Origin of the sequence: Pseudomonas sp. RSB 5.4 (genome assembly GCF_037126175.1) — a bacterium.
GTDB classification, from domain to species: Bacteria; Pseudomonadota; Gammaproteobacteria; order Pseudomonadales; family Pseudomonadaceae; genus Aquipseudomonas; species Aquipseudomonas fluorescens_H.
Genome location: NZ_CP146986.1, coordinates 2,443,265 through 2,455,025, shown reverse-complemented (window position 1 = coordinate 2,455,025; position 11,761 = coordinate 2,443,265). Strand labels below are relative to the sequence as shown.

Here is an 11,761-nt window from a genome sequence, read left to right as displayed (position 1 = left end):
ACTTGCACAAAGCAGGCGAGGCTGAGGGTTTCTGGAGTTGCACGCAGGTCATGTTTCGCGCTGACCGCGGCGTTCCATCGATCATCGCCACACACATGAATTTAGCTGAAGGGCATACGCGGGGCTGCGAACCAGAGTGTTCGGGCCGCCGGTACTGGAGAAAAAAAGCATGAGCAACTGGTTGGTAGACAAACTGATCCCTTCGATCATGCGTTCGGAGGTCAAGAAGAGCTCGGTGCCTGAAGGTCTGTGGCACAAATGCCCGTCCTGCGAGGCTGTGCTGTATCGCCCTGAGCTGGAAAAGACCCTGGACGTTTGCCCCAAGTGCAACCACCACATGCGCATCGGCGCACGGGCGCGCATCGACATCTTCCTGGATGCCGAAGGCCGCAACGAGCTGGGTGCAGACCTGGAGCCGGTTGACCGTCTGAAATTCCGCGACGGCAAGAAGTACAAGGACCGTCTGGTCGCAGCCCAAAAGCAGACCGGCGAAAAAGACGCGCTGATCTCCGTCAGCGGCACCCTGTTGGGTATGCCGGTGGTGGTGTCGGCGTTCGAATTCAGCTTCATGGGCGGTTCCATGGGCGCCATCGTCGGTGAGCGCTTCGTGCGCGCCGCCAACTACGCCCTGGAAAACCGTTGCCCGATGATCTGCTTCGCCGCCTCCGGTGGTGCGCGCATGCAGGAAGCGCTGATCTCGCTGATGCAGATGGCCAAGACTTCGGCCGTCCTGGCACGTCTGCGTGAAGAAGGCATTCCATTCATCTCGGTGCTGACCGACCCGGTCTACGGCGGCGTTTCCGCCAGTCTGGCAATGCTCGGCGATGTGATCGTCGGTGAGCCGAAAGCCCTGATCGGCTTCGCCGGTCCGCGTGTGATCGAGCAGACCGTGCGTGAAAAGCTGCCAGAAGGCTTCCAGCGCAGCGAATTCCTGCTGGAGCATGGCGCGATCGATCTGATCATCGATCGTCGTGAACTGCGTCCACGTCTGGGCAATCTGCTGGCACAACTGACCGGCCAGCCGACTCCGACCTACGTCGCCGCTCCTGTCGAGCCAATCGTCGTTCCACCGGTGCCTGCCAACGTATGACCGAGCGTACCCTTGGCGAGTGGCTCGCCTACCTTGAGCAGTTGCATCCATCGGCCATCGACATGGGGCTGGAGCGTTCGCAACAGGTAGCGTCCCGCATGGGGCTGGGCCAGCCGGCGCCTCGGGTGATTACGGTCACCGGCACCAACGGCAAGGGTTCGACCTGCGCTTTCGTGGCTTCGTTGCTGCGGGCGCAGGGCCTGAGCGTGGGTGTCTACAATTCTCCGCACCTGCTGCGTTACAACGAGCGGGTGCAGCTCAATGGCGTTGAAGCCACTGACGCGCAGCTGTGCGAAGCTTTCGCCGCGGTCGAGGCCGGGCGTGGCGACACTTCCCTGACTTACTTCGAAATGGGCACCCTGGCGGCGTTCTGGCTGTTTCAGCAGGCAAAACTTGACGCTGTGGTGCTGGAAGTCGGTCTGGGCGGACGTCTGGACACGGTCAATGTAGTGGATGCCGATATCGCGCTGGTCACCAGCATTGGTGTCGATCATGCCGAGTACCTGGGTAATACCCGCGAGTCCGTGGCTTTCGAGAAGGCCGGGATATTCCGCCAAGGCAAACCTGCGCTGTGCGGCGACCTGAATCCTCCGCAACCTCTGCTCGACAAGGTTCGCGAGCTGGCGTGCCCGTTCTCTCTGCGCGGGCGCGACTTCGATCTGGGAATCACCGATCACAACTGGCAATGGCGCGGCACTGATGCACAGGGTCAGGTGGTCGAACTGCATGATTTGCCGCTGCTCGATCTGCCGATGGAAAACGCCGCGCTGGCATTGCAGGCGTATCTGCTGCTCGGTTTGCCTTGGAATGCGTCGCAAATTGTTGCGGCCTTGCAGGCCACTCGCGTGGTCGGCCGGCTGGATCGCCGCTCGTTCGAGTTCAACGGCAAGCGCCTGAACCTGCTGCTGGACGTGGGGCATAACCCGCACGCGGCGGAGTATCTGGCGCGACGTCTGGCCAGTCGGCCGCCGGTGGGCAAACGTCTGGCGGTGTTCGGCCTGTTGGCGGACAAGGATCTGGATGGTGTTGTCGGCGAATTGAATGCTAGTGTCGAGCACTGGGCGGTAGCGCCGCTGGATTCGCCGCGTGCGCGTCCGGTCAGTGAATTACACGCGGCGTTGCAGAACCTTGGCGCCTCTGTCACGTCCTATGACAGTGTCGCGGCTGCGCTGGAAGGGCAGTGCGAGATCGCAACCAGCGACGACGAGATTCTGTTGTTCGGATCATTTTATTGTGTCGCCGAGGCCCTTGAATGGCTGGCCCGGCGCTCCACGGAGGAAGCGGCAAATGGCTTTGCTGGATAAAGCGTACAAGCAGCGCATGGTTGGTGCCCTGGTGCTGGTGGCGCTGGCGGTGATTTTCCTGCCGATGCTGTTTTCCCGTCAGGACGAGCAGCGCCAGGTCACGGTCGATGCGCCGGCTGCGCCGCAAGCGCCTGCCGTGCCGCAAGTGCAGCTTGAGCCGGTAGCCGTGCCCGAGCCGCAAGCACTGCCGCAGGAACCGGTCCCGAGTGATGACGAAGTGGCGGAGCAATCGGCGCCGTCGATGCCGATTGCCGCGGCCCCAGCGCCGGCACCGGCTCCGGTAGCCAAACCGGTTGCGCCTGCGCCAGTCGCCAAGCCTGCTCCGGCGCCGGCCCAGCCGATTGCTGCCGCTCCGGCCAAGCCTGACACCACACAAAGCCGCGTCGACGCCAACGGTCTGTCGGTCAGCTGGTCGGTGCAACTGGCCAGTCTGTCGAGTCGCGCCAGCGCCGAAAGCCTGCAGAAAACCCTGCGCAGCCAAGGCTACAACGCCTACATCCGTTCCGCCGATGGCAAGAATCGGGTGTTCGTCGGCCCGCTGATCGAGCGCGCCGAAGCCGATCGTCTGCGTGATCTGTTGGGCCGTCAGCAGAACCTCAAGGGTTTTGTCGTGCGCTTCCAGCCTGAGCGTGGCTAAAAACTATCGTCCGGATTGAAATGCACTGACAATCGCAGCTTACCGACAGCGGTGCGCTCTGCTAAAATGCGCCGCCTTATCCGTCTGTAGGCTGCACTGTGCCATTTACCATGGTTGACTGGGCGATTGTTGCAATCATCGCCATCTCCGCTTTGATCAGTTTGAGCCGCGGCTTCGTCAAGGAAGCATTATCGCTGGTGACCTGGATCATCGCAGGAGCCGTTGCCTGGATGTTCGGTGGCTCACTGTCCGAGTGCCTCGCCGGATACATCGAAACCCCATCGGCTCGCGTGATCGCGGGCTGTGCCATCATGTTTGTCGCCACACTGATCGTGGGCGCAATGATCAATTATCTTATCGGCGAGTTGGTGCGCGTGACCGGGTTGTCCGGCACCGATCGATTCCTGGGCATGGCCTTCGGCGCGGCGCGTGGCGTGTTGCTGGTGGTCGTGGCAGTCGGGCTGTTGAGCCTGGGGCCGGTACAGCAGGACGGGTGGTGGAAAGAGTCACAGCTCGTGCCAAAGTTTCTATTGGTCGCCGATTGGTCCAAAAACCTGATTCTCGGGTGGAGCAGTCAGTGGCTTGCCAGCGGAATCAGCGTACCCGCTGATATTCCGTTCAAGGAGCAACTCTTGCCGTCGGCCAAAACGCCTCAGTGAGTGTTGTTCAGTTCAGATCCATTAAGTAGGGGTTGCGTCGCATGTGTGGCATCGTCGGTATCGTCGGTAAGTCGAACGTCAATCAGGCGCTGTATGACGCGCTAACCGTGCTCCAGCACCGCGGCCAGGACGCTGCCGGTATCGTGACCAGCCATGATGGCCGGTTATTCCTGCGCAAGGACAATGGCCTGGTGCGTGACGTGTTTCAGCAACGTCACATGCAGCGCCTGGTCGGCCACATGGGTATCGGCCACGTCCGTTACCCGACTGCCGGCAGCTCGACCTCGGCCGAAGCGCAGCCGTTTTACGTCAACTCGCCTTACGGCATCACTCTGGCGCACAACGGCAACCTGACCAATGTTGAACAGTTGGCCAAGGAAATCTACGAATCCGACCTGCGTCACGTCAATACCAGTTCCGACTCGGAAGTATTGTTGAACGTGTTCGCTCACGAGCTGGCCCAGCGCGGCAAGCTGCAGCCGACCGAAGAAGATGTATTTGCCGCTGTGACCGACGTGCACAACCGTTGCGTCGGCGGTTACGCGGTGGTGGCGATGATCACCGGTTACGGCATCGTCGGTTTCCGCGACCCGCACGGCATTCGTCCGATCGTGTTCGGCCAGCGTCACACCGACGAAGGCGTCGAGTACATGATCGCTTCCGAAAGCGTTTCGCTGGACGTGCTCGGTTTCACCCTGATCCGCGACCTGGCCCCGGGCGAAGCGGTCTACATCACTGAAGATGGCAAGCTGCACACTCGTCAGTGCGCGACCAACCCGTCCCTGACCCCGTGCATCTTCGAGCACGTCTACCTGGCGCGTCCGGATTCGATCATCGACGGTGTGTCGGTGTACAAGGCGCGTCTGCGCATGGGCGAGAAACTCGCCGAGAAGATCCTGCGCGAGCGTCCAGAGCACGACATCGACGTGGTCATCCCGATCCCGGACACCAGCCGCACCGCCGCGCTGGAGTTGGCGAACCACCTGGGCGTGAAATTCCGCGAAGGCTTCGTCAAGAACCGTTACATCGGTCGTACCTTCATCATGCCGGGCCAGGCGGCGCGCAAGAAGTCGGTTCGCCAGAAGCTCAACGCGATCGAGCTGGAATTCCGCGGTAAGAACGTGATGCTGGTCGATGACTCGATCGTACGCGGCACCACCTGCAAGCAGATCATCCAGATGGCTCGCGAAGCCGGCGCGAAAAACGTCTACTTCTGTTCGGCGGCTCCTGCGGTACGCTTCCCGAACGTTTACGGCATCGACATGCCGAGCGCTCACGAACTGATCGCGCACAATCGTTCGACTCAGGACGTGGCGGATCTGATCGGCGCTGACTGGCTGATCTATCAGGACCTGCCTGACTTGATCGAAGCGGTCGGTGGCGGCAAGATCAAGATCGAAAACTTCGATTGCGCAGTGTTCGACGGCAAGTACGTCACCGGCGACGTCGACGAGGCTTACCTGGACAAGATCGAGCAGGCACGCAACGATGCCTCCAAGGTCAAGACCCAGGCGGTCAGTGCGATCATCGATCTGTACAACAACTGAGTTTCTACCGGCCCTGAGGGGCCGGTTTTGTATCTGGCAAAAAGACTTTCATTTATTCAGAACAGGGCAAGGAGTGACAGCATGAGTCAGGAATGGGATGCCGGTCGGCTGGACAGCGACCTCGAAGGCGTAGCGTTCGATACCCTGGCCGTACGTGCCGGTCAGCACCGGACGCCGGAAGGCGAACACGGTGATCCGATGTTCTTCACTTCCAGCTACGTGTTCCGTACCGCTGCCGACGCGGCTGCGCGGTTTGCCGGGGAAGTGCCGGGCAACGTTTACTCGCGCTACACCAACCCGACCGTGCGCGCGTTCGAAGAGCGTATCGCCGCGCTGGAAGGCGCCGAACAAGCGGTCGCCACCGCCACGGGCATGGCCGCGATCATGGCTGTTGTGATGAGCCTGTGCAGCGCCGGTGATCACGTCCTGGTGTCGCGCAGCGTGTTCGGTTCGACCATCAGCCTGTTCGAGAAGTACTTCAAGCGTTTCGGTGTGCAAGTCGACTACGTGCCGCTGGCCGACCTGTCGGGTTGGGATGCGGCGATCAAGCCGAACACCAAGCTGCTGTTCGTCGAGTCGCCGTCCAACCCGCTGGCCGAGCTGGTCGACATCACCGCGCTGGCGGAAATCGCTCACGCCAAAGGCGCGATGCTGGTGGTCGACAACTGCTTCTGCACGCCTGCCTTGCAGCAGCCGCTGAAACTCGGCGCGGACATCGTCGTGCACTCGGCGACCAAGTTCATCGACGGTCAGGGCCGTTGCATGGGCGGTGTGGTGGCTGGTCGCAGCGAGCAGATGAAAGAAGTTGTCGGCTTCCTGCGGACCGCCGGGCCGACACTGAGCCCGTTCAACGCCTGGATCTTCCTCAAGGGCTTGGAAACCCTGAATCTGCGGATGAAGGCGCACTGCGCCAACGCCCAGCAACTGGCCGAATGGCTGGAGCAGCAGGACGGTATCGAGAAGGTTCATTACGCCGGTCTCAAGAGCCATCCGCAGCATGAACTGGCCCAGCGTCAACAGAAGGGCTTCGGTGCGGTGGTGAGTTTCGAGGTCAAGGGCGGCAAAGAGGGCGCGTGGCGCTTTATCGACGCCACCCGCTTGATCTCGATCACCGCCAACCTCGGTGACAGCAAAACCACCATCACCCATCCGAGCACCACCTCCCATGGCCGTCTGGCGCCACAGGAGCGGGAAGCTGCAGGGATTCGTGACAGCCTGATCCGCATCGCGGTCGGTCTGGAAGACGTGGCGGACCTGCAGGCCGACCTGTCCCGCGGTCTGGCGGCGTTGTGATCGAATTGTCTACTCCGAAGGCGGGCACCCATGGTCGCGTGGCGCTGGTCACCGGTGCCGCGCGTGGCATCGGTCTGGGCATTGCTGCCTGGCTGATCAGCGAAGGCTGGCAAGTGGTGCTGACCGATCTGGATCGTGTGCGCGGTTCGAAAGTGGCGAAGGTGCTGGGCGAGAACGCCTGGTTCATCGCCATGGACGTGGCGGATGAGAGCCAGGTCGCGCTGGGTGTCGCCGAAGTGCTTGGGCAGTTTGGTCGTCTCGATGCGTTGGTGTGCAACGCGGCGGTGGCTGATCCGCACAACATCACGCTGGAAAGTCTTGATCTGGCTTACTGGAACCGGGTGCTGGCGGTGAATCTCAGTGGGCCGATGTTGCTGGCCAAACATTGTGCGCCGTATCTGCGCGCGCATAACGGCTCGATCGTCAATCTGGCCTCGACCCGGGCGCGGCAGTCGGAGGCTGATTCCGAGGCGTATGCGGCGAGCAAGGGCGGCTTGTTGGCGCTGACGCATGCGTTGGCGATCAGCCTCGGGCCGGAGATTCGCGTCAATGCGGTCAGCCCGGGCTGGATCGATGCACGGGATCCATCCGCACGACGCGCCGAGCCGCTGGCCGATGCCGATCATGCGCAGCATCCGGCGGGCAGGGTAGGGACGGTCGAGGATGTGGCGGCGATGGTGGCGTGGCTGTTGTCGCGCAATGCCGGGTTTGTCACCGGGCAGGAATTCGTCGTTGATGGTGGCATGACCAAGAAGATGATTTACACCGAGTAGATCGCGTTCTTCTCCTGAATTTGCGTCAAATGGGCTGCCGTCTTCGCGAGCAAGCTCGCTCCCACATGAGGAATGCATTTCCCTGTGGGAGCGAGCTTGCTCGCGAAGGCGGTCTCGCAGGTAGGAAGCAATTTTGTCTTTTTCAGAAAAACTTCAATCCTGCTATTGACTTAGGTTCGCTACCTGCGTAAATTTCGCGGCCTCGGAGATGCAAACGGGTGATTAGCTCAGCTGGGAGAGCGTCTGCCTTACAAGCAGAATGTCGGCGGTTCGATCCCGTCATCACCCACCACTCCCCGAGAAACTTGCGCAAGCAAGAGGTAGGCTGAAAGTGCCTCCACCGACGCGCAGCGGTAGTTCAGTCGGTTAGAATACCGGCCTGTCACGCCGGGGGTCGCGGGTTCGAGTCCCGTCCGCTGCGCCATATTTTACGAGTCAGGCATTGTCTGGTTCGCGATTGAAAAGCACCGAAGCTTTCAGTCAAAACGAGTTACTTGAGCGCAAGCTCAAAGCGATACGCAGCGGTAGTTCAGTCGGTTAGAATACCGGCCTGTCACGCCGGGGGTCGCGGGTTCGAGTCCCGTCCGCTGCGCCATATCTGTTTCAAGGACCACTGAACGCCTTGAAGCACCGAAAGCAACCGTTGGTTGTTTCGGAATCGATAGCAAAGACCCTGGTCGAAAGACCGGGGTTTTTTGTGTCTGAAATTTGCTATTTCCCTCCTTTTCCTCCTGCCCACACCCTGACTCCAATACAAATTCCCTTGTGGGAGCGGGCTTGCTCGCGAAAGCGGTATGTCAGTTAAAAATGGGTTGCCTGACACCACACCTTCGCGAGCAAGCCCGCGCCCACAGTGGGTTGCCGGTTTGCCCGGCGATCTGCTGCGGTGCCACGTCGCATTGATTTTTTGATTCTTTAGTCAAATTTTTGTAACTGGTTGTTTGCCGGACGCTCAGAAACCTTTAAAGTTAACCTTTCGGTCAGCTTTGCACTGTCAACACGCCCTTTGTTTCGCCAAGAAGGGCTTCTGCAAGACTCGAGATTCCCAGTAGATAACCAGAAGGGCGGACACATAACCGCCCAGAGGATGATCCATGTCCAACCGTGATATATCCCGGCGCTCGTTCCTCCAGGGCGGGCTGGTGGCGGGTGTGAGCGTCACGCTCACGCCGCTCAGCAGTCAGGCGCTGGCTGCCTTGATGGAAAACAGCGTAACCGTGCCGTCCGAAAAGTGGCTCGGCCACAACGGCAAGGCACGCCAACGTAACGACGCCTTGTCCAAGGTCTGCGGCAGCAAAGTGTTTGCCCGCGACATTCGCTCCAAGGACATGCCGGGCTGGCCTGAACAGCAAGGCCACGCCATGCTGCTGAAAACCATCAAGGCTGACCGTATCTACGCCGGCTACGACCTGTCGTGGCTTGGTGCCGACTTGCAACCTGACCGCATCGTCACCGCCGCCGATCTGGACAAGGACGGCATCGTCTTCCCGGAAGAGCACGCGCCGGACCCATTGCTGCCGGAAGGCAAAGTGCCGATGTTCATCGGTCACCCGGTGGCGATCCTGATCTGGAACGATTTCGAGCGTTTCCGCCAAGCCAAGAACAAACTCAAATTCAATGACAAGGCGATTCGTTACGGTGCACAAGTGCCGTACTACGAAGGCGACCCCTATGGCAGCTTCCGCTACGTGCGTGTGGGCGGCCCAACCTCGGCCGACGAAGACGAGTTCGCCAGCCTCAAGGACTCGATCCTGTTCCCGATGCTGAAGAACCGTCGCCCGGTATGGAATTCCCAGCCGAACCTGCACGGCAACCTGACCGAGCGCGGCCTGTTCTACGCCGATCGCATGAAGCAGCAGATCGACACGCCGCCGGACAACTGGCTGGTGTTCGACGAGCGCTACAAAACCCCGTCGATCGAACCGGCCGCCATGGAGCCGGACAACGGCAACGGCTGGTACGAACCGAAAACCAAGACCCTGCACTTCGTGGTCGCCACTCAGTGCCCGCTGGAAGCCGCGACCGAAACCGCGAAAATGATCGCGCCATCGCGCTTCGGCCTGGCGAACCTGAACATGCACCCGGGCTACACCGTGGGCTACGGTTCCAAAGACCACAACATCTTCGTCTACTACGCGGCCCTCGCTGCGCTGTATGGCGCCGGTGTGCCGATCCGTCTGGCCAATGACCGCTACGAGCAGTTCCAGAGCGGCATCAAGCGCCACCCGTTCGACATCCGCTACCAACTGGCGGTGGACAAGAACGACTACAGCTTCAAGATTTTCCGTGCCGAGATGAGCGTCGACGGTGGCGGTCGTATCAACTACAGCCCTTCAGTAGCGGCAGTGGGTGCCACGGCAGCCCAGTCGATCTACTACATGCCGCAGAACGATCTGCAGGTCACCGCTTACCACTCGCGCGGTGTTGAAGCGGGTTCGATGCGCGGTTACGGCACCCTGCAAAGCATGGCCTCGACCGAAATGATGGTCGACGAAATCGCCAATCGCCTCGGTGTCGACGCGATTGATCTGCGTCGCAAGAACGCCCTGCGTTCGGGCATGAAAAACACCCAGGGCGCGATTCCGGCCGGTGCTCTGCGTCTGCACGAGATTCTCGACAAGGCCTCGGTGCACGAAGTCTGGAAAAACCGCGACGCGATCAAGAAACAGCGCGAAGCCGCCGACCCGGACAACTGGTACGGCGTGGGTTTCGCGATTTGCCAGAAAGACTTCGGCACCGGCTCCGAAGCGCCGATGGCCAGTATCGAGTTCACCGCCGAGGGGCGCATCACCCTGCGTCACATCGGTATCGAAATCGGCACCGGCATGTCCACTTCGCAAGCGCTGGTTGTTGCCGACTTCCTTGGTAGCCCGGCACACGACGTCAAGACCGGCGAAACCGAATGGAAGGAAATGCAGCTGATCACCAGCGGCAACCCTTACATCATGAGCCAGGCCGAGCAGGACAACCTGCTGCGCAACCCGCGCTGGGTCGGCAAGTTGGCCTCAGCGTCGTCCGCGACCAACTCGGCTTACTACTTCAGCCACGCCACCCGTGAAGCGGCGCGCGTGCTGTTCAACAACGGTTTGTGGCCGGCGGCCATGGAGATCTGGCGCCAAGGGCCTTACGGCGGTCAAGCCAACCCTTATGTCGTGCGTCGTGAAGATGCGCATTGGGTCGACGGCAAACTCACTGCCAACGGTATGCAGCCATTGAGCTTCGAAGAGCTGGCCAAGCATGCTCACGAGCGTGGTCTGGTGACCGGTGCCACCGTTCACGCATTCAACCGCTGGAGCTGGGCCGAGGCCGAATACAGCATCGACGGCGTGCGCGAGCGTCTGCCGCTCGACGGTCTGGCGGTGAAGTACGGTGATGGCGCGCCGAAGGCGAAGAAAGCGCTGATGAGCACAGCGGGTTTCCACCTGCTGGATCGTCAGAACATCAACTACCCGGTGGTCCAGTTGAACAACGCCGCGGTGACTTACTACAGCCCGGTGGCGACGCTGGTAGAGCTCAAGGTCAACAAAGGCTCGGCGGAAGTCGAAGTGCTCAACCACCACTCGTGGGTCGAGTGCGGTCGGGTGCTGGTCGAAGAGCTGGTCAAGGGCCAGCTCGAAGGCGGGATCGCCATGGGCATTGGTCACGCGCTGATGGAAGAGATGCCGCTGTACGAAGGCGGACCGGGGGAGGGTGACTGGAACTTCAACCGTTATCGCCTGCCGATGGCCCGTCACGTGGCGGTGTGGAAGCAGACTGCGGAGATTCTGCCGCCGCTGTCGCCAAGCGATCCGTCCAAAGGCATCGCCGAAGTGGTGATGATCCCGGTGGTCGGTGCCATCGGTAACGCCGTGGCGCACGCCATCGGTAAACGTGTTCGCGATCTGCCAATCACTGCTGCGCGCATCAAGGAGGCCCTCAATGGCTAACCGTCCGCTTCAACTGACCCTCAATGGTCAATCCGTCGGCCCGGTGGACATCCCTGATGACCTGCCGATGATCGACTATCTGCACGAATACAAGAACCTCACCGGTTCGCGCCTGGGCTGCGGCCAGGGCATCTGCCACGCCTGCGTGGTGATCGTCGACAACCCGGACGGCACCAGCGAAGAAGTGCGCACCTGCATCACTGGCGCGCATTACTTCGAAGGCAAGAAAGTCCGCACCATCGAAAGTCACGCCAAGCGTGATGAAAGCGGTCAGGTTACCGAGCTGAACCCGATCCAGCAGCGCTTCGTCGACGAATTCGCCTTCCAGTGCAGCTACTGCGCGCCGGGCTTCGTCAACGCCGCGACGGTGCTGGTAGAGAAGCTGCAGCGCCAGCCGATCGTCAAAAGCCAACTGGAAAAAGTCATCGAGGACAGCCTCGGCCACCACATCTGCCGTTGCACCGGGTACGTGCGTTACTACAACGCCACGCGCAACGTGCTGACCGATCTCGGCCTGGTCAAGGAGGGTTGA

9 protein-coding genes and 3 tRNA genes are annotated in these 11,761 nt (G+C 60.9%); all 12 read left to right on the top strand.

Annotated features, from left to right (window positions below; all coding sequences use genetic code 11):
- Positions 1-169: 169 nt before the first annotated feature.
- Complete coding sequence (accD, locus tag V9L13_RS10960) at positions 170-1,090, top strand: acetyl-CoA carboxylase, carboxyltransferase subunit beta (RefSeq protein WP_027611535.1); 921 nt, start codon at positions 170-172, stop codon at positions 1,088-1,090.
- The gene (gene folC, locus V9L13_RS10955) at positions 1,087-2,394 is read left to right on the top strand and encodes a bifunctional tetrahydrofolate synthase/dihydrofolate synthase (RefSeq protein WP_338802508.1); all 1,308 of its coding nucleotides are present in this window, start codon (positions 1,087-1,089) and stop codon (positions 2,392-2,394) included. Before accD ends, folC begins: the two co-directional genes overlap by 4 nt.
- Positions 2,378-3,031 carry an SPOR domain-containing protein gene (locus tag V9L13_RS10950; protein WP_201137129.1) on the top strand — a complete coding sequence of 218 codons (654 nt, stop codon included), beginning with the start codon at positions 2,378-2,380 and terminating at the stop codon, positions 3,029-3,031. The genes folC and V9L13_RS10950 overlap by 17 nt, the downstream gene beginning before the upstream one ends.
- Before the next feature lie 98 nt (positions 3,032-3,129).
- On the top strand, positions 3,130-3,690 hold the full coding sequence (locus V9L13_RS10945) for a CvpA family protein (RefSeq protein WP_338802507.1): 561 nt from the start codon (positions 3,130-3,132) through the stop codon (positions 3,688-3,690).
- 41 nt (positions 3,691-3,731) lie between these two features.
- The gene (gene purF, locus V9L13_RS10940; RefSeq protein ID WP_003226416.1) at positions 3,732-5,237 is read left to right on the top strand and encodes an amidophosphoribosyltransferase; all 1,506 of its coding nucleotides are present in this window, start codon (positions 3,732-3,734) and stop codon (positions 5,235-5,237) included.
- 81 nt (positions 5,238-5,318) lie between these two features.
- Positions 5,319-6,530: an O-succinylhomoserine sulfhydrylase gene (locus V9L13_RS10935; protein ID WP_103484392.1), complete on the top strand. Its 1,212-nt coding sequence runs from the start codon at positions 5,319-5,321 to the stop codon at positions 6,528-6,530.
- The gene (locus V9L13_RS10930) at positions 6,527-7,303 is read left to right on the top strand and encodes an SDR family oxidoreductase (RefSeq protein WP_003226413.1); all 777 of its coding nucleotides are present in this window, start codon (positions 6,527-6,529) and stop codon (positions 7,301-7,303) included. The genes V9L13_RS10935 and V9L13_RS10930 overlap by 4 nt, the downstream gene beginning before the upstream one ends.
- 216 nt (positions 7,304-7,519) lie before the next feature.
- Positions 7,520-7,595 (top strand) — tRNA-Val (locus V9L13_RS10925).
- 55 nt (positions 7,596-7,650) lie between these two features.
- Positions 7,651-7,727, top strand: a tRNA-Asp gene (locus V9L13_RS10920).
- A gap of 94 nt (positions 7,728-7,821) precedes the next feature.
- Positions 7,822-7,898 (top strand) — tRNA-Asp (locus V9L13_RS10915).
- A gap of 499 nt (positions 7,899-8,397) precedes the next feature.
- Positions 8,398-11,229 (top strand): xanthine dehydrogenase family protein molybdopterin-binding subunit, encoded by a 2,832-nt coding sequence (locus V9L13_RS10910; RefSeq protein WP_338802506.1) that lies wholly within the window; start codon positions 8,398-8,400, stop codon positions 11,227-11,229.
- Positions 11,222-11,761 (top strand): (2Fe-2S)-binding protein, encoded by a 540-nt coding sequence (locus V9L13_RS10905; RefSeq protein WP_003226408.1) that lies wholly within the window; start codon positions 11,222-11,224, stop codon positions 11,759-11,761. Before V9L13_RS10910 ends, V9L13_RS10905 begins: the two co-directional genes overlap by 8 nt.

What these genes read in the sequence shown, in the direction of transcription:
- accD (WP_027611535.1), top strand. Translation starts at nt 170, where the DNA reads ATGAGCAACTGGTTGGTAGACAAACTGATCCCTTCGATCATGCGTTCG.
- folC (WP_338802508.1), top strand. Translation starts at nt 1,087, where the DNA reads ATGACCGAGCGTACCCTTGGCGAGTGGCTCGCCTACCTTGAGCAGTTG.
- V9L13_RS10950 (WP_201137129.1), top strand. Translation starts at nt 2,378, where the DNA reads ATGGCTTTGCTGGATAAAGCGTACAAGCAGCGCATGGTTGGTGCCCTG.
- purF (WP_003226416.1), top strand. Translation starts at nt 3,732, where the DNA reads ATGTGTGGCATCGTCGGTATCGTCGGTAAGTCGAACGTCAATCAGGCG.
- V9L13_RS10935 (WP_103484392.1), top strand. Translation starts at nt 5,319, where the DNA reads ATGAGTCAGGAATGGGATGCCGGTCGGCTGGACAGCGACCTCGAAGGC.
- V9L13_RS10910 (WP_338802506.1), top strand. Translation starts at nt 8,398, where the DNA reads ATGTCCAACCGTGATATATCCCGGCGCTCGTTCCTCCAGGGCGGGCTG.
- V9L13_RS10905 (WP_003226408.1), top strand. Translation starts at nt 11,222, where the DNA reads ATGGCTAACCGTCCGCTTCAACTGACCCTCAATGGTCAATCCGTCGGC.